This window comes from Niallia circulans (assembly GCF_003726095.1).
GTDB classification, from domain to species: Bacteria; Bacillota; Bacilli; order Bacillales; family Cytobacillaceae; genus Niallia; species Niallia circulans_A.
The window spans coordinates 3,851,101-3,869,286 of sequence record NZ_CP026031.1; the positions used below are offsets into that span (position 1 = coordinate 3,851,101).

Annotated in this window: 20 protein-coding genes; 10 read left to right on the top strand and 10 right to left on the bottom strand. The window is 32.7% G+C overall.

Going from position 1 to position 18,186, the window contains the following annotated elements; translation table 11 throughout:
* Positions 1-278 precede the first annotated feature (278 nt).
* Positions 279-626 (top strand): hypothetical protein, encoded by a 348-nt coding sequence (locus C2I06_RS18365; protein WP_123258617.1) that lies wholly within the window; start codon positions 279-281, stop codon positions 624-626.
* 319 nt (positions 627-945) lie between these two features.
* Here C2I06_RS18365 and C2I06_RS18370 read toward each other — a convergent pair whose 3' ends face one another.
* Positions 946-1,908 carry a helix-turn-helix transcriptional regulator gene (locus tag C2I06_RS18370; RefSeq protein WP_123258618.1) on the bottom strand — a complete coding sequence of 321 codons (963 nt, stop codon included), beginning with the start codon at positions 1,906-1,908 and terminating at the stop codon, positions 946-948.
* 109 nt (positions 1,909-2,017) lie between these two features.
* On the opposite strand from C2I06_RS18370, the gene C2I06_RS18375 reads away from it, so the two are divergent.
* From C2I06_RS18375 to C2I06_RS18400, 6 genes are all read left to right on the top strand, one after another.
* On the top strand, positions 2,018-2,497 hold the full coding sequence (locus C2I06_RS18375; RefSeq protein ID WP_095333270.1) for a GyrI-like domain-containing protein: 480 nt from the start codon (positions 2,018-2,020) through the stop codon (positions 2,495-2,497).
* A gap of 19 nt (positions 2,498-2,516) precedes the next feature.
* A complete protein-coding gene (locus tag C2I06_RS18380) occupies positions 2,517-2,981 on the top strand; it encodes a phage tail protein (RefSeq protein ID WP_095333269.1) in 465 nt (154 codons plus the stop codon).
* Positions 2,982-3,199: 218 nt separating this feature from the next.
* Entirely contained in the window at positions 3,200-3,718 is a 519-nt protein-coding gene (locus tag C2I06_RS18385; protein WP_095333267.1) for a PadR family transcriptional regulator, read from the top strand.
* A gap of 168 nt (positions 3,719-3,886) precedes the next feature.
* Positions 3,887-5,008, top strand: coding sequence for an ABC transporter permease (locus tag C2I06_RS18390; RefSeq protein ID WP_095333265.1), 1,122 nt, complete (start codon positions 3,887-3,889; stop codon positions 5,006-5,008).
* Positions 5,008-5,703 (top strand): ABC transporter ATP-binding protein, encoded by a 696-nt coding sequence (locus C2I06_RS18395; RefSeq protein WP_095333264.1) that lies wholly within the window; start codon positions 5,008-5,010, stop codon positions 5,701-5,703. Before C2I06_RS18390 ends, C2I06_RS18395 begins: the two co-directional genes overlap by 1 nt.
* Before the next feature lie 55 nt (positions 5,704-5,758).
* A complete protein-coding gene (locus C2I06_RS18400; RefSeq protein WP_095333262.1) occupies positions 5,759-6,079 on the top strand; it encodes a heme oxygenase in 321 nt (106 codons plus the stop codon).
* 284 nt (positions 6,080-6,363) lie between these two features.
* On the opposite strand, the gene C2I06_RS18405 is transcribed toward C2I06_RS18400, so the two are convergent.
* From C2I06_RS18405 to C2I06_RS18435, 8 genes are all read right to left on the bottom strand, one after another.
* A complete protein-coding gene (locus C2I06_RS18405) occupies positions 6,364-7,332 on the bottom strand; it encodes a TIR domain-containing protein (RefSeq protein ID WP_123258619.1) in 969 nt (322 codons plus the stop codon).
* 15 nt (positions 7,333-7,347) lie between these two features.
* Positions 7,348-9,735 carry a sacsin N-terminal ATP-binding-like domain-containing protein gene (locus C2I06_RS18410; protein ID WP_123258620.1) on the bottom strand — a complete coding sequence of 796 codons (2,388 nt, stop codon included), beginning with the start codon at positions 9,733-9,735 and terminating at the stop codon, positions 7,348-7,350.
* A gap of 469 nt (positions 9,736-10,204) precedes the next feature.
* A complete protein-coding gene (locus C2I06_RS25155) occupies positions 10,205-10,378 on the bottom strand; it encodes a hypothetical protein (protein WP_164463738.1) in 174 nt (57 codons plus the stop codon).
* A gap of 2 nt (positions 10,379-10,380) precedes the next feature.
* The gene (locus C2I06_RS18415) at positions 10,381-10,644 is read right to left on the bottom strand and encodes a hypothetical protein (RefSeq protein WP_123258621.1); all 264 of its coding nucleotides are present in this window, start codon (positions 10,642-10,644) and stop codon (positions 10,381-10,383) included.
* Between the two features lie 9 nt (positions 10,645-10,653).
* Positions 10,654-12,423, bottom strand: coding sequence for a hypothetical protein (locus C2I06_RS18420; protein ID WP_249928239.1), 1,770 nt, complete (start codon positions 12,421-12,423; stop codon positions 10,654-10,656).
* A gap of 21 nt (positions 12,424-12,444) precedes the next feature.
* Positions 12,445-12,741, bottom strand: coding sequence for a hypothetical protein (locus tag C2I06_RS18425; RefSeq protein WP_123258622.1), 297 nt, complete (start codon positions 12,739-12,741; stop codon positions 12,445-12,447).
* 75 nt (positions 12,742-12,816) lie between these two features.
* Positions 12,817-13,068, bottom strand: a complete 252-nt coding sequence (locus C2I06_RS18430) for a hypothetical protein (protein ID WP_123258623.1) — start codon at positions 13,066-13,068, stop codon at positions 12,817-12,819.
* 14 nt (positions 13,069-13,082) lie between these two features.
* Entirely contained in the window at positions 13,083-13,379 is a 297-nt protein-coding gene (locus C2I06_RS18435) for a hypothetical protein (RefSeq protein ID WP_123258624.1), read from the bottom strand.
* Between the two features lie 125 nt (positions 13,380-13,504).
* Between C2I06_RS18435 and C2I06_RS18440 the strand changes: the two genes are divergently transcribed.
* Positions 13,505-13,873 (top strand): helix-turn-helix domain-containing protein, encoded by a 369-nt coding sequence (locus C2I06_RS18440; protein WP_123258625.1) that lies wholly within the window; start codon positions 13,505-13,507, stop codon positions 13,871-13,873.
* A gap of 461 nt (positions 13,874-14,334) precedes the next feature.
* Here the strand turns inward: C2I06_RS18440 and C2I06_RS18445 are convergent, their stop codons facing one another.
* A complete protein-coding gene (locus C2I06_RS18445) occupies positions 14,335-16,269 on the bottom strand; it encodes a hypothetical protein (RefSeq protein ID WP_123258626.1) in 1,935 nt (644 codons plus the stop codon).
* 504 nt (positions 16,270-16,773) lie between these two features.
* Here C2I06_RS18445 and C2I06_RS18450 point away from each other — a divergent pair.
* Together C2I06_RS18450 and C2I06_RS18455 are read left to right on the top strand one after the other, a co-directional pair.
* The gene (locus C2I06_RS18450; protein WP_123258627.1) at positions 16,774-17,325 is read left to right on the top strand and encodes a hypothetical protein; all 552 of its coding nucleotides are present in this window, start codon (positions 16,774-16,776) and stop codon (positions 17,323-17,325) included.
* 339 nt (positions 17,326-17,664) lie between these two features.
* Positions 17,665-17,877 carry a hypothetical protein gene (locus C2I06_RS18455; protein ID WP_123258628.1) on the top strand — a complete coding sequence of 71 codons (213 nt, stop codon included), beginning with the start codon at positions 17,665-17,667 and terminating at the stop codon, positions 17,875-17,877.
* Positions 17,878-18,186 lie beyond the last annotated feature (309 nt).

Below are 18,186 nucleotides of genomic sequence, written 5' to 3' on the forward strand. Positions count from 1 at the left end.
ATACTAGACGTTTGGGCCTCCTCTTTTATTGGTAAAATTTATTTTTTATATAATTAAATATAGAATTATTTCCTTCACAGTAATAAGTCTACTACGTCTTATGGCTGAACAAATATGACACATGCCTTACCCGCCATATTAAAATACTCTAGTTCCATGTACATTCGTCAAAACCACCAAAAATAATTCATTCGAAGACATGTGTGGAAAAAATATTTGAAGGAAGAAGACAATCTTTGACATAATTGTAATGATGTAAGAAAAGGAAGAAAAATAATATGAGTAGTATAAGGATTGAAACGTTTATATTAAAGTTTTCAGAAATAGGGAGTGTTTTTGACCTTATCCCAATTCATTCCCCACATGCCAAGGAAGAAGCGAAAAAACATCTAAATTTTCATTATCAAATCGATTTACTTGGTTTGGTTAAAATAACAATTGATGACGAAGTTGGTTTTGGTGAAGATGAAACAACAGAAGATATTTTTATTACATGGAACAGCTTAGATTCTGCGAGAAAAAACCAATTAAAGGAGCATTGTCAAGATATCATCTTATTAGATAATGTTGAAGATGTTTACTTAGAAAGGCAAGATAAAAAAGCTCAATTTTGTTATCGAATATGATTCTCACCTATCAGGAAAACAAATAAAAAGGTCTCCTTTTCTGCCAAAATGGAAATTGAAGATTCTTCCTACTATACGATAATTGAAAAATTGAAAGTCTAATATATGAAGAGAACCAGTCACTTTTGCACAAGACATAAATGAATGGTTCTTCGATTGCTCATATACCTGGAAGTAGTAGAGTGGAGATAACTCCTCTACACATAAACTTACAAAAAGCTCTTCCCTAATACTTAAGGGATTATATTTTATAGAAAACCGTTGCCTATTCTGATACGGTTCAACGTAATACATCTAAATATGGTCTAACAAGCATTGATTATGGACAATATAGGAGTAGTCTCTTTTGTAAACCTTCCAAGATTTCTACAGGCATTTCCCTGACCTTGATATCCTCACCTAGGAATAATAGCCAACTTGTTATTTCCGTTAATTCTTCGGAATGATTAACATTAATAAAGGTCTTTAGAATGGCTGTAGTTTGGTAAGGATTCGTATAAGAAAGTGACATTCTTAACGGATGGTATTTCTTATACTGTGCAATTGCCTTTGGACCAAGTTCAAGGACAAGGTTGATTACTTCCTCCTGCTTACTTAGTTTTTCTAAAATCTTTTTCCTGCTTAATCTATTATTGATAGTGCATGGTTCTACATCTGTGAGATTGTCAACAGGCAAAATCCGTTTCTTCTCTTCCTTTAAATCAAAGCCTTCAATCAGCCACAGGCTTTTCTCACGATAAAGGTTCAAGAGGTAAATAGAATAGGACTTTATAACTTTCTCCTCTCTAATGGTAATCAGTAAATATCTATCCATAATAAGTAATTGGATTAATTTTTCTAACATGGGATGAGGAAGATCTGACAAATCAAGCAGATCAGGATTATTCGGGTTGGTCCCTTCAAATAGCAAGATGCGATTTAAAAGAACAAGGTCATCTTGCTGGGTTTCTGAGATGAGTCCTAGTAATTTTTCAGCTAGTGACTGGCGACTCTTTAAATAAGGGAGCTGTTGGTTTCTCGTAGCCATAAAGGCAATAAAAAGAGCCTTAATTTCATTATCGGTAAAGCGAACAGTCGGCAAGACAGAGTTGTTCATAACAAAATATCCCCCGTCCCTTCCAACTTCTGCGACAAGTGGCATCCCCATCGCTTCAATTTCTCTGATGTCTCTAATTGCTGTCGAACGAGAGATGTTAAATTCTCTCATGATTTCAGAAATTGTAAAGTTGGCGCGGTTGTTAATATACCGCATAATGGTATTAATTCGTTCAACCTTTTTCATCCCGTCCCCCTAAACAGTATCATTTTTTGACATGGTTTAAGTTTATTATATATCTATCAAGTGAAAAGAAGAATCATTTGATTAATTTTTTAAAGAGGAAGTGTTGAATATGGCAGGCTATATGCTAGAAGAAAAAGACAGCTTTATCGTTTTAGGGATTGGAACTGAACTTAAGAGTGATTATACAGACTATGCGGGCATAGCAAAGGAAAAAGCAGACTTTTGGCAAGTAGTCAAACAAGAAGGAAAGCTTGACGCCTTAAAAGCCATTGCCACAAATGACTATATTTTTATCGTAAACGAAGCGGTAAACAACAAGATGATGCATTATGTCGGGGTCATGACAGAGCAATCATTACCAGAAGCGGACAGAATGATTCAATTTCCTAAAGGAGAATACTTAGTAGTTAAAGGGGAAAGTAAGACCGCTGATGAATTGCAGAATATGCTTACTGGCATTGCATTTGGTCAAGTCTTGCCTGAAGCAAAGAATTTCGCCTATGTTGGTGGACCAAATACAGTGGTAGAAATGGGACAGCAAAACGGCTTATTACTTGGTGAGATGTGGATTCCTGTTGTAAGGAAATAAGAAGGATGGAGGGATAGGAATGGCCTATATCGTTGATTTTAAAAATGTGTCTACGATTGGTTTAGAATCTTCACCTGTAGCAGAAGCACTTGCTGGCTTACGAGCTAACGAGGCCCGGTACTTTATGAACAAATATAAGCATGAATTTACGGTTGTACCAGCTAATGAGTCCTGCGAAACTCTAGATTATGTGAACCGGATTTTAAAGGAAGAACGTGGTATTGAATTTGCAGCCAAGCCTTTAGAAACTTCAACCTTTCAAGTAGAAAATATTAAATGGACCTACGTCTTTTATGAGGATGGTCTTGCAATTAACGTTCTGTATACAGTAGATAACCCGAAAAAGCGCGCCGTTGGTTTTAAGCTTTCTGATGGGATGGAAGTACCAAAGGAATTAGAAGGGAAATTTAAGTTTGCTAGGCAGAAATCTAAGTTAGCCGGAACAATCCGAGGCTCGTTTTTTGTTATTAAAGGAGAATATTAACGTTAGTAAAGCAGCACCCCTTCATAAAAATAGAGGTGCTGTTTTTATTTTTGCTTAGCTTTTTTACTTGTGGTACGGTTCATCGCCGCTACTCTACATGAGGTTTTTCCTCCATTAATTATGTTATAGTCCTACTAACTAATAAACCACTCAATTGACTACAAGTAAAATTTACGAGAAAATAGAATATAAAAAAGAATGCTGAAAGGAGGATCTCTGTGGAACATCGCTCTCTAATTCTGCTTGGGTTACTAATGGGACAAAGTCAACATGGATATCAAATTAATGAATTCATCGAAAGAAACTTAAGTACTGTGACAGATATGAAAAAACCCACTGCTTATGCTACTCTGGATAAACTAAATCAAAAAGGTTATATAGATATTCATTTAGTACAAGAAGGAAATAGGCCCACCCGAAAAGTGTACTCTATAAATGAAAGCGGCCGAGTATATTTTTATCAATTACTATTAGATAATCTTTCTTCTGCGGAAAGTGTAAATTACCAAGGGGATATTGGGTTAATGTTTATTGATTTCCTTCCGATGAATCAAGTAATACCGGCCTTGAATGAAAGATTAAAGAAAAATAAAAAGCTCATAGATCTATTTAAACAAACTCCTGAACATGGTATACGAACCGGTGTTAACCTTGCAGTCAAACATAAGATCACCATGTTAGAAGCAGAAATTTCCTTTCTTGAAAATACCATTCAACATCTTATTCAATCGAATTAAAATTTTATATCCAAAAGATTCAAAGGAGCCGATAGAGGGTTCCTTTTTTATTTAAATCTTAATAATAAGTTTTCATGATTAGTCACAATTGACTAATCATGAAAATACTAATATACTTTTATTAGTCAAACGTGACTATTATTATTTACAATAAAGGAGTGACATTCATTGTTTCTTGCTATTAGAGAATTAAAGCATGGTAAATTGCGGTTTCTGATGATTGGGGTTATAACTGTCCTGATTGCTTGGCTTGTATTCATTCTATCTGGATTAGGTAATGGCCTATCCACTCTTAGTGCGGCGACATTTAAAAATATGGATGCCGATTATGTGACATTTGAAGAGGGGGCAAGAGCCTCTATGAGCCGATCGTTGTTGAATGAATCATTGGCAGAAAAACTAGAAAGCCAACCTAATGTCTCAGCTGCATCAGTAATGGGTGCAACCATGGGAACAGTAATAATTAATTCAGATTTGAATGAAAGTGAAAAAGTAGACATTGCCATGCTAGGAATCAATCCCGGTAGTTTTCTGGAACCTAAAGTAATTGAAGGAAAGTCCCTTCATACTAACCTCCCTTTGGAGGTTATCGCTAATGATACTTTAAAGAAAAAGGGCTTTAAGATTGGTGATACGCTGAAGATTGAAGGATCATTAGAAAAAATAAAAATTGTTGGGTTTGTCAAAAATGAAACATACAATCATTTGCCAGCTATTTTTACTACTCTAGATAAATGGCGCTCTATTCAATTTGCAGCACCTGGTTCTGATAAAGGTATTAAGAAACCTGTGAATGCCATTATGCTGCAAGGAAAAAAAATCGACTCAGCGGAACTAAATCATTTATTTAAGAATACTGAAACAGTCACTAAGGCCACAGCCATACAGGGAATGCCCGGTTATAAAGAAGAGAATGGCACAATTACAATGATGCTCGCTTTCCTTTTGGCCATTTCGGCATTTGTTTTGGGGGTATTCTTCTACGTACTTACGTTGCAAAAATCAAATCAGTTTGGGATATTGAAAGCCATCGGCGCCAGCAATCGTTTCCTTGGAAGAGCTATTGTATCGCAAGTATTTTTATTATCATTCATTAGCATTGTCTTAGCAATCTTGTTAACCTATGGGACAGCCCTTATTCTTCCGGATGAAATGCCATTTTCACTTGATCTGAAATTAGTTGTCCTTTATGCTCTTTTACTACTTATCATTTCGATTTTAAGTTCATTGGCTTCCGTTCGAAAAATAGCAAAAATAGACCCACTTCAAGCGATTGGGAGGATAGAATAATGTCAGGAATACAATTTAAAAATGTCTCTAAACTTTATCAACAGGGTGAAAATCAAGTTCTTGCCCTTGATGATGTCTCCTTAACTGTGGAACAAGGTGAGTTTATTGCCGTCATTGGCCCCTCAGGTTCTGGAAAAAGTACATTTTTGGCGATCGCAGGTGCCTTACTCCAACCTACTAAAGGTGAGGTCATTGTTAACAGTAAAAACCTTAATGAATTAAAATCTAAAGATTTAGTACGAATGCGGTTGGATGAAATCGGATTTATCTTACAAACCAGTAATCTTGTCCCTTATTTAAATGTTCTGGAACAATTACTTGTAGTGAAAAGAATGGCAGGGAAACCTGTGAAACAGGATAAGGAATATGCAAAGGAATTATTACACAGTCTCGGTTTAGCAGCAAAACTGGAAAAATTACCTGAACAGTTATCTGGAGGAGAACGGCAGCGTACGGCAATTGCTCGTGCTTTTATAAACAACCCATCTATTATTCTGGCAGATGAGCCAACAGCAAGTCTGGATTCAAAAAGGGCTCATGAAGTGGTTCAACTCATAGCCAAAGAAACGAAAACAAGAAACAAAGCAGCAATTATGGTTACCCATGACGAACGAATGCTGGAATACTGTGATAAAGTGTATCGAATGGAAGATGGCAGACTTCAACATGACGATTCTTTCAGTCTTGAAAAGTGAAGACAATTTTACAAAAGGATAAACATTTTCATAGAAAACTATGGAGGTATAACCAATGATTATAGTAACGAACAGACTTAAAACAAAATTGGGTTTTGCTGAAAAGATGGCTCCCATGTTCACAAAACCAGGACCCCTACAAAAAATGGATGGGTTTATAAAAGTGGAGGTTTTAATTACAAAGAATCTAACAGAATATGATGAGCTAAATGTAAATATGTATTGGAATACTATTGAAGATTTTACCCTTTGGAAAAACAGCACTGCTTTTAAGGAAGCACATACAGGCCCAACCAACACTGAACAGGAATCCCCAATCTTGGGAAGTGAAATCATTATTTCACAGGTTGCTTCGACTTCAGAACCAAATGCATAATAACTTATTAACCCCTACTTTAAATAGTAGGGGTCTTATTTATGAACTGTAAAATATAAAGAATAAATAAATCAGGGAGAAACCGTAAATGTTTTTTATCTAATAAAAAACCGCACTTACTTATGATAAGGTTCACCGTAGTTATTTAAGAGGCAAAAAACAGACAGGATAGTTATTTTCCTGTCTGTTTTAGTTTATTCCAAGGAAGAATTTGAATAATACGTTTCAGAGAATTAGACTTCTTAAAGTCCCCTGAAATATATTTACTAATGTTGAAAGTATCACTATCTATTAACTGTATCTAATATTTCCTTAAATTCATCCTCGTACATTTCTTTAAATGATCTGCCTACTTTATCGCTCAACAACTTGATGAAGTCATCCATTGAAGGTATTACAGAATTTAACTTTCGCATATCTACCGCTAGATTGGCCATTAAATCTGGTGAAAGCCCAGCTTCTTTAATACTTTGCTCAAGTTCTACTTTTTTATCTCTCCAATGAGTAACATATTTTAATCTATCCATAACATCATAAATTTTCGCTTCAAAGCCATCATATCTATTTTTTTCAGCATAGTATTCTACATCATCTCTATTAACAATAATAAAAAATAACTTTTCTAGATAATCTTTATCTTGCATTAAATGCATAACTTCATACATACAATTTAGTGACTTGATATAGGCACTACTCACTACTGAGATAACAAAATCATGTTCCTTAATAGTCTTCATAAATTCGTCCAAACTATCTCTGTATGCTGTAACATTTATATCACGAGTTACTTTGATGTTTTTATGTTTTTTCAATTCTTCTTCTAGAATATTCACTAGATCGCTATCTTTATGTGCATACGAAATAAAAACTTTTTTTATCGCCATCTCTTCTACTTCACCATCTTTATTAATTTTATAGGGTATATTATTTACTTTTACTAACTCGTCTGCTTTATTAATAGAAATGTAAAAAAGATTATTACCTTGAAATATAAAATGATTATATTCAATTTTCACCACACCATCTAATAAAGCAAGAATATTGCCTATATTAAGCTTAAATACGAACTTTTTTATGCTTAATGTTATGCCATCATCTTTTATACCTAAAATAATATCTCCACCATTACTGTTCGAGTATGCAGCAATATATTTCGCTATTTCTTCAGGACTCGCAATGGGGTGTATGTATGTAGTATTCTTTCTATTATTTGTACTTATTTTGTCTTTAATATCATTAATTGTTCTAAACACTAAAATTTACCTCGCTCATATCTTAGTTAATGGAATTTTAGAAATACCAGTTGTTTTAAGCAAATCACCTAGAGTAACCCATCTTTGCTTTTCTCCGTCATCTGTCCACAATTGATAGGCATAATCATCTAAAGCCTCTAATTCTTCATCATAATAAAATATGATTTTTTGATAATCACTTGGACGAATAACGATTCTAATATCATCTTTTTTATACTTAGCTGGAAATACTGTATCAGAATACTTTTCATTCAACCATTCTTCTAAACTTGCTGGAAGTGTATAATCTTTAAGACCACTTAAATAATTATAAATATTTTCTGTACTTCTTCGTATTAAATTCTCAACATAGTGTCTCATCTCTTCTGTTGAAGTAACAATATGTTTTAATTGTTCGATTATATCTTCTCTACTCAGATCAGAGTTATTAATAATCTCTAATACTTTGTCTCTATTACTAATAATTTCATCTAAATCTTCATACTTAATATTATTCTCTTCTATTTTTTCTGCTATTTTATATCTTCTTAGATTTTCTTCTGGAGAAGATAACATCATTCTCTTTGAGTATAAAGTTTCAAACCACTCTTTTGATTTTTCTGGATTTGCTAGGAACCAATTAGTTAATCTATTAAATATCTTTTGAGTATCTTCTTTTCTTTCCTCCCTATCAATTGCTTCTTTGCTTAACAGTTGTGATACTTTTATATCTATTTGATCGGAACATAATTCATTAGTCTTAATTCTATCTGGATGTTCTTCAAAATATTGATTGAATGACACAATGTCTTGGTTTAATAGCTGCTTTTTTATTTTGCCCCCCAATAATGTTAAAATCTCCTTTAATTCAATATCAATATTGTTATCAAAATAAATATTACCAAATTGTACAAATTCATTGATCTGATTCGGTACAAATGCAGATTCTACAACTTCTTCAACTCCTGCATCACTAATCCAAAGAGAATAAAACGTATTTAACCAATCTGAGTATAGAGTATCTTTTTCCAACCATCCCATTAATGTTTCAATATTTAGATCTTTAAGAACATTGTTCATCCAAGAGAAATCAACATTCCCTCCAAATACCGCAGCCCAACCTAAGTATGTATCTTTTGTCGGTATCTTTAACCCTTTATTCTTAGATAAAATATCCCAAAATAAATTATTATGTATATTCTTTTTTGTCTTTGGTATACCTATTTTAAACTTTCCTTCATTATCTTTATATGCTAATCGCTCTGAACCCTGAATAGGTATAATTGCACTCTTCTCAATATATTCTTTAATTTCTTTATAGCTATATGTTTGAATAGTTGATGTGACATTGGGTTTTAGTACACAAATATTAAATTCATTTCTAGTCATATTGCTATTAGAACAATAATCTATTAATTCCTTATATAAAGAGACTGCTACCTTGATTAATTCATTATTTAAAGGATTGCTATCTCGAATGGCATTTCTATCTCTTTCTACTTCAAATAATTTCGAATTAATGATTATAGGAAAACTGAATTCTTCAGTTCCTATCAGCGGAAATTCACAGAAAACTTTTGGCATAATACTAGGGATCGCTAAGAAATATAACTTATTATCTTTACGCTCAATTGCGCATCCAATAGTTACATTTTTTTTATTTAATATTAGCAACTCTTTATTATTATCAGAAGCATCAATTCGAACAACTTTTAGCTTGTCATTTTTTTTTGAAATATCTTCTTTACCCTTCTTGTAACAATTCCCATTGTAAGTAATAGAATTTATATTCTCATTAAAAGCTAAAACATATGGGATAGACTCTTTTAAATCAACTATCCCTTCCTCTACTGCTTCTCTTATGTTTTCATCTTCTATTGAATAAATGAATTTTGTATCCTCATACGTAGCTTGTAATGCCTCTTGACTTTTGGTTATTAGTTCTAGTTGTTCTAACATTATTTTTGTTTTATTCTTAATATCGCTATAATTTTCTCCAGATCTATCAACGGTGAACTCTAGTTTTTTATACTTATTATCTTCTTGAATAAAAGACCCTTGAATTTGTACAACATCTGACAATAAATGGGTTGACATAAAACCAGTTCCAAACTTCCCTGTTTTCTTTTCTTCTGAACTTTGTTTAGAAGAAATTTGAGTGATTAAATCTAATAAATTTCCATAGGAAAAAGGTAGCCCATTATGGCTAAATATAATTTTCTTATTAGAATAAATAATTTTTATATCTATCTTCTTACCTTTCGGTGTACAATCAGATGCATTCTGGATGAGTTCCCATATCCACCTACGCCTAATAGTCCTTTTTTCAATTTCTGATGACTCTTTTATCTTTTTCAATTCATCCCAAATTGTATTAGAACTCGCATCTAAAACTTTATTTAATAATACTTCTTCATTAGACATAGTGATAACCAATCCCCTTTTCTCTGTACTTTACAAAATTACCAAGTTCTGCATATTTTATCCATAACTATGATACTTCAATCTAATTAAGCAAAGAAATAAAAAAGACAATTATTCTTATTAAGATCCGCCTGTTTATTTCCATCATAAAGGTTTTCAAGTCAATTCATAAAATAGTTATTTAGTGTAGTGAGTATTTTTCTCTAGATGTTTTCATCCCAAGAAATTTCTAAATGCACACTTCTTTAAATATACCTTTTTATCATTAAAATAAATACTAATCTTGTATTTAACCATCAAAAAAACAGACAGAATTCAAATTTTCTGTCTGTTTTGTTCATTTATTAGAGTTCTTAAATACTAGTAATACTAGATGCCTTTAACCACCTATAAAACTATCGAACTATCTCTATCTAATTAATTTAATTTTGCTTGTATGTTTCGATAATACACACCATACTAAAGAGCATTAATTCACTAGATTACCCTTTTTGATTAAGTCAAGGAGTCCATCAGCTCGCTTCTGAAACTCACTCATTTTTTCTTCTCTTACCCTTCTTCGTTCTTCCATTATTGTATTCATTGATTTACTTTGATTTATACTTCTGGGCCACTGATTAATATCAACTATCTTCTTGTACATCCTTACACATCCCTTTTTAAAAAAGTCTTACAGTTCTTAGGAATAACAAAAGCAGTGAACTCCTTACCAAATCCTTCAATCGGTTGATCCTTTGTTGCCTGTATCAAAGATGGATTAGAAAAGCCAATGGGCAATGAAAATTCACCAGTATATTCAGCAAGCTGCTGATTTATATATTTACCCTTACTTCTACCGCAGCTACAGCTTTTTTCATAAAAATCCAGATTAAATATATCATTACATTCGAGGCACATTAGAAGCTTCATTTGCATCCCTCAATCTTTATTAGTGTTCTTTTCCTTATCAATCATTTCTTGAATGTGGGTTATTACTTTGGGGTCTTTTCTATACTCTGTTATTTTTTCAGTGATTTGCTTGTTTTCAAACATGCCTCTTAACAGTCTATAGTTATTAGCTTTCATTTTTAAATTATAAGAGTCATCGAGAATTAGCTTCGCAAGTAACGTCATAATAAACTCTTCTTCCCGAATTCCTTCAATCCATAGCCAAGCATCTTCTGTAAGAAACATCCGAAACTTTTCAGTGAGCATCTTTCCGAGTATTAGCTTCATCGATCCAATTTCATACCCATACAGTCGTTCTTTAATTACAGGATTTTTCGTTAAAAGTTTTTGAATGCTATATGCTACTGTTTTTAAATGAAAGTCCTGTTCTTCGGAAAGCAAAACTGAATGATTATTAAAATAAAGAAAAGCATCTTCATTATCCAAAAAACTACCTTCGCTTTCCTTCTCATTATTTAGAGCCAACATAGGAGCAATACTTCTATAAAATTCCTGAAGTTCTTCTTCTATCCTACTATTAACTTGTTGTAATAAAAGGTTCGCTTTATTATCCCATTCTGGATAACAATTGATGAAGTTCTCCACAACCTCATTTAAAGGTATATAGGTTTTAATTTCCCGGCCCGGAAATTTTATATCCATTACCATCATTCCAAATGTTCTTTCAACAATAGCTGGATGACCTTCAATTTTGCGAAACACCTCCAAAAAATCATAGTTTTGTGGAGGGATACTTACCCAAGTAAGAGTAATTGCCCTTAGCATTTCTTCAGGTTTATACTTGGGGCCACCTTCCTCCTTGCAAGCTATAGAAAACAAACTATTAATGTCCCTAACTTGATTCAGATAATAGACCAAGAGCTTAACAGACCCAATTTGGGTCGGAGAAGAGTACTTAACTAATTTTTCCTTAATCCACTTGTGGAAAGTTTCTTTATCAGAGTATGTATAAACTAGTTCTAAAATTTTTTCCTGATCTGCAATTGTCCATTTTTCAATCAATTTTATTTTTTCACTTTCATTTTTAAGAGAAAATCGGTTAAGCAACTGCCGTGGATCAACGCGTACCGGTAACTTTATTGGGGTTGAGAGATGAGTGTCTGCCCATTGTTTTCCTTTTACACACTGCAGATGATCTATATCTCCACTTACACTAGCAAACTTGGGGAAACGGCTCTCAATTAGCATAGCTATGGCTAATATGTAAAGATGGTATGGATACCCTTGAGTCTTAGCATTAAAAACAACAACTGAGCTTTCGTATCCCTTTAAAATATCTGTTTCATTATTTGAAGCTGGCGCAGCCTCCCTATACATTTTAATATCAGAGTAAAGCCTGAAAGTTTCTGCAAATTTCTTACTACCTAAGTTCCCACATGTTCTCCAAAATCGAGAAGGCTCTTCATGTTCTTCGGATTTAACATATACAGGGATCTGCTTATCAAATAACTTTTTTTCTCCTAAATCTGCAAAATCATAAGATTTCAGTAATTTCACGGTTTCTTTATAAACACTTATCCAATCTTGTTGTGAAATCTGATGAGGAAGAATAGACAGACGAACATAAGTACCCACCCAAAACCACACCCCTTTTTTAGTTAAAATTAAAAGAGAACTCACTTCTCCTTTATTACAATGTTTTAATATCACCGAAAAAAAGGCTATCCCAACATTAATAAGATAACCTTTTAGTTGTTTTCTAGAATTGCCTGCACAGCCTAGAATTATAAAAAGCTGCAAGCCCTATATTATTGCACCATGTTACTCTATTTTAAAAGTAGATCTGTTAGCTTTGTTATATACTCGTTGTACATCTTTCTTGGATTGTTCTACATATGACTTAATCATTGAATAATCGTTCGGGTTAGCATCTTCTACTGTCTCCAATGTTGCTCCTACACTTCCAGCCAAATATCCAGCTGCCCCCAGTATCGTTCGCAGTTCGTGTATCACTTCTAAAGTTAATGCTTCATGAGCATTATTTTTCATAATGTTTTTATCTGCATCATCAACAATTGTTGCTAAATCTATTACCAGCTTTCCTGAATATACCTGCACCTCAGATGCCTCCCTCTTATAACTTTTTATTAGTCTCCCTAGCGCTCACCTTTAATAGCGAATATACTGCTTTTTTCAGCTGTTATTTTCCTTCTCTATTCTCTTACCTGCCTTTATAAGTGACAGATGAAAAATATCCTTTTTGTCGCAATCTTCACTACTAGTAAAGTCAAAAATAAAGTTTTCAGTTACAACCTCGTACTTTGCAAGGACGGTTATTATATCCATTAAAAGTTCATCATAAATATCGGTACGAGGATCCTGATATATTTCAGTAATTCTATATAAGTCCACTTGAATAAATCCTAAATGTTTAGAATATGCCAAATATAAGCCTCCCATTAAAACATTTTCTGCGGATTTACTAAGGTGTTTATTGCAAACATGAGGGCATCATTAAAAGCAGTGCGATATGCTAATTTCGTTTGGATATGTACCTGCTCAAAAATGTTAGCTCTAATGTCATCAATAAATTCATCTTTTTTTGTTTCATCCTCGAACTTTTCGAATTGTGCAAGCTTTTCATCTAGATCCTTATGAAGCAATTCTGAGTACATAACATACTCTTCACTTGTAATAATTTGTTCGAGTCTTTCTTCAATTAACTTGTTTACTACCTTTTGAAATCCATCGATCATTAAATACCACCCTTTAATTATTCTTATAAGTAATATATTCTTAATTAGAATATAACACGATATAAATTGATTGTAAAATTCAAAAACGATACGATTACTAATAAAGATTTGTAGAGGGTTAAAATATGAGTGATTTATTAATTGGAAGACTAATCAAGGAACTTAGAAAGAAAAATAATATGACAATGGTTGACTTTGCTAAGAAAATTAAAATATCCCAGCCATCCTTATCTAAGATTGAATCAGGTAGACAAGAATTATCATTTTACCTGTTAGAATCTATTTGTCATGAATTTGGAATTACTAGAAGTCAATTTTTTCAGATGGTTGAAAGGGATAGCATATATCATCAAACATCCCCTGTAATTGACTTAGAGGAACCTGTTGATGCGAACAAAGAAATTGAGCATAAAATCGGAGAGTTAGTTTCAAAGATGACGTTTGAACAAAAAAGAGCATTGTACATCTTTTTATTTTCCAGTATTAAAGAATAATATCCATATAAAATATAAAAGGCAGTCCGACTCTTTTATGAATTGGACTGCCTTTTATACTTTTTCCTCAATAACTTTTACTATATCTCTAAACATCGCTAATTTTTTTACTCAGATTATAAAAATATTAGTCTTCACTTTTCAAAAAGTTGAATTTTTCATATTCTATTTTTGTTCCGAACAGGTTCCGAATAATATACCCCATTCGGAACTAGACTCCTTAATCGATTCTCCTTCTATACAAGGGTTTTCATGAGTAAATCTGTAATATGTTCTGTAATACTGAATCTTTTACTGTTTTGAAAAAGAATGTTAAAATACAAATATATTTTGTATACTAACATACACCCCAATGTGTTGGAACATTGGAACAATATGTTATTAAACCTTGATATTACTGACTTTCTAAGGTTCCGTCTTTTCGATTAATTGCAGAACGAAATTTGGAACTCCACCCTATCCTATTTATAGAAGTAAATCATTGTATCAGGCAACTCTGGATGAACAATGCCTTCTTTAATTGATTCTGGATTGCCCGGATCGGATAATTGTATTAACCACGCAGTAGGATTACTAGCACCGATTCTATGTTTAACTTTTTTAATAAAAAATGAATACGTTTGTAAATCTTTAACGACTTTATTACTTGACGGGTAGAATGGGGTTCTTTCTGACACCCTGTAAGCCTCATAAATATTAGATGGAGCCAAGTATAAATAGATATAACCATCCTCTTTTACACACTTATAATCACTATTATTCTGTAATTGGCCTTTCTTAGCCAGTAAACCAATCTTGCGTAAAAAATCCATAGCAGGGTGGTCTTCAATTGTAAGTTGTTGCGTTTCTTTCATCTCCTGATATACAAATTGATAAATTTCAATTCTTTCTTCTGGATTAGAAAAAAATATTTCATCCTCCAAAAAATCATTTAACTGGGCAAAGGCTGCAAAGGATGAAGCAAGAAACATCGCATAATGGGATCGAATTCGAATGTGAATATTAGTCCATCCCCTACTGCTAAAATAATCATGGATTTCATGATATAGTCGTAAAAAGTTATGCTTCCATCTATAAGATGTTCTCATCAAATACTGTCCTACCCAATATGGTACTTCTTTTAGGGCTTTGACTTTTCTAATTGCCTCTTCATTAAAAGTAATTTTTGAAGCATCAAATAAAACGGATCTTTGAATTATTGATGGCACGCTTGTCAATACTTCCCCACTTAACATTAAAGTAGCCTTTACGGGAAATCGAATAATAGTAGATTCCTCTTTATGTCCTCTAATGAAATCCTGCCTCATATAAACATTATTTTTTAGTGAATCTGAACAGGTCTTAATAAAATCTATTCCCTTACTACTGTCATTTTTATTTTCAGCTTCATCCACGACAAAAGGCATAGAAGATTTTCGACTCATACCCTTTCTTAAACTATCCAAAGATGGTGGGGTGTTCAACGATACATTAATACCTGCCATTTTAGTAAACTCTTTAAGTGCTGTACTCTTGCCTTGACCATGTTTTCCGTATAGGTATAAAAACGGAAAATAATCCGTTTCGTTTACAATAGCATCTACATTCATAGTTCCAGCAATATAACCGAAAGCTAGAATTGAATATTGACCATAGAGTAGTTTAAGACACTTAAAGTAAGAGACCAAATCCTCCTTAGAAGGTGAAGTATCAATATGTGGATGTATTCTATATTCGTCATCTTTATCAACATCCACTTTAAAATACTTCCCGTTTATTGCTATAATTCCATCTTCATCTGCAAAAATTACCTTATCACGATAATACGCTTGTGATGGGTAAATCCAGATCCCCTCCTTTTCATTCCACCCCATATATGGTATAAACTCAAGTTCTTTCATAGGGCTTGTAAAAATCATGTTTATCAGACTATCTAGGTTTGCTTGTTTACCAAACCAATTAAACCTTCCGTTATTCATGCAATGTTTTTTAAAAGCTGTGTGAATTGCTAAAGTCTCACCATCAAATTCGACCACTTTTGCCTGATTGTCAGAGATTAGTTTTAACATATAAATCTGTTTGCCACCTTGTTTTACAGTCGTATAGAGTGGTACTACAATAAAATTTGAGATTGGATTTTCTTTATACGTTTTTTCCTCTGTTTTTACTCGTACGTAATAATATTTCTTTTCATTATTAATTCGAAGAAGATTACTATTAAAGATATTTTCTCTTGTTGGATACAAAGCAGACTGAGACTGGAAATTATTATCTTTCTGCTTATTATTATCCGGTTCATTACGCACAGGAGAATCTTCAATGCCCACCATCACATCATTATATAGGCCTATACTTCTTCCTACACTGGACCTTTTTCGATTTTTGGCTTCATTTTCGAATTTGTTCTTTTTATTCATACTTCTTCCTCCAAAATAAAAACCCCAAACAAGTAAAGATGGTCATAAGGCCAATCTTAACCAAGTTTGGGGTTCTCCCTTTTTTTATATTTTTTTAGCAAGAAAATTATTAGACAACTTATATAAAGTAACTCCTTCTTACTACTTTGATAATTTAATTTCAAGCTAAAATCTTAAAATATTATAATTATTGTTTTTGATATTCGAACCCCTTTTCAAAAAAAAATTTCAATTTCTATGAATCAATAGATTTTGGATTTAAAACGTGCTCATTGTCCTACTAACTATTAAATTTTATTAAAGTCTACTTTAACTTAAATGAAACTTAGCAATAACTTAATCAGTTTCATTAGAAAAAACTAACATCTATTTGTTTTAACTTCATTAAAAGGAAACACCAATAAAAATTCAAGATTAAGTAAATAATTTTTATTTTCTATTCGATTTGGAAAAAGTTCAAGCTAAAATGTTTTTACCTTTAAATGAAAGGAGGGAATAATTAAAATGGAGATAGACATCGATAAAGCAACTTTACAAGAAATCATTTTACTAATTGAAGGTGGAACTACAGAACAAGAAATATGTAACTCGAAAGGCTACAAAGCTGCTTCCACTGTTTCTAATAGATTAAAAGCCGTTGGAGCCACCTGTGAGTTCAACGGCGAATGGAACTTCACCCAAATTGATCCAAGTATCCTAACTAAGCAATTTTGGACAATATCCTACTCAAAAGATAGATCAAAAACCACCGTTGAAAGTTTAGATTTGAATGAGGAGGAATTAACCACCCTAAAGAAAATTGTGGAGGAATATATAAAAGGGAATTATGAAAGGGAGACTGAAACGCTAAAATACGAATTGTTTGGAAAACTTCTGTTTGAACATGCTGCTTATAGGAATACAGATTCCTTAACAAAACAGCTGAACGTTCCAGTCCAAGAGCATGTAATGCAGCGACTAGACGACTTTGCCAACACTAGTGGACTTGAGAAGAAATTCATTGTTAACAAAGCAATTGAGACGTTTTTAGATTTATATGATGGCAATTTCCAATAATAAACTTATAGTGTAAAGAGGCATATAAAAGTTAGATCAAGTATGCTTTTCAAGCAACAGAAAGGATAACTATGCACGTTGAAATATATCCGTTAAAAGGGTCCGTTCAACGAGTATACTATCTCTTTCTCTAATACCAGTAATATCAATGGTTTATGTTCCATAAGGTCACTCCTTTTAAATGCCGACTATATTGAAAAAGAAAGACCTTTTTGATATAAATTAAACCTACACAAATCATTCGGATATTATTACGTATATTAGATTGTAACTAGGATGCTACTAATTTATAATCACAATATAGAAATATTTAGGATATAATTTAAGGGAGGACGGCCCATGGACTTCAACAAACTAATTCTATATGCCAACATACTAGGTATCTGTTTTACCGTAGCTTTGACATATATTATTATATTTAACATTATTTTCGGACTCCCTGTTCAGCCTGTTGCTATTGCTATGCTTGCAATTGGATATGTTGTCATGATTAAAAGAAATACACTTTTTCAAGAACTTTGGGATAGATGGTTCTCCGGCAGAAAAAAGTAAAACACTTTTTAACTTCCTTTAAGTTACATGTCATTTTAATTAAACCATTCATAAATCATCGATGCGTGTAATTTATATAAATTTAAAATGGAATAAGGGAAAACCCCATAGTTGAGTTTAAACGAACGTACTATTGCGTCTAAACTTAACTATGGGGCTTTTATTTTTGCATAAAATACATTGGAGGAATTTATGTGATATTAAATAAAAAGGAGTATGATGCGATTTACGAAAAGAATATAGAGGTCGTAAACCCGATGGCACATTTTCCTCTAGGGAGTGTGCCTTTATCTTATGAAAGTAAAAAAG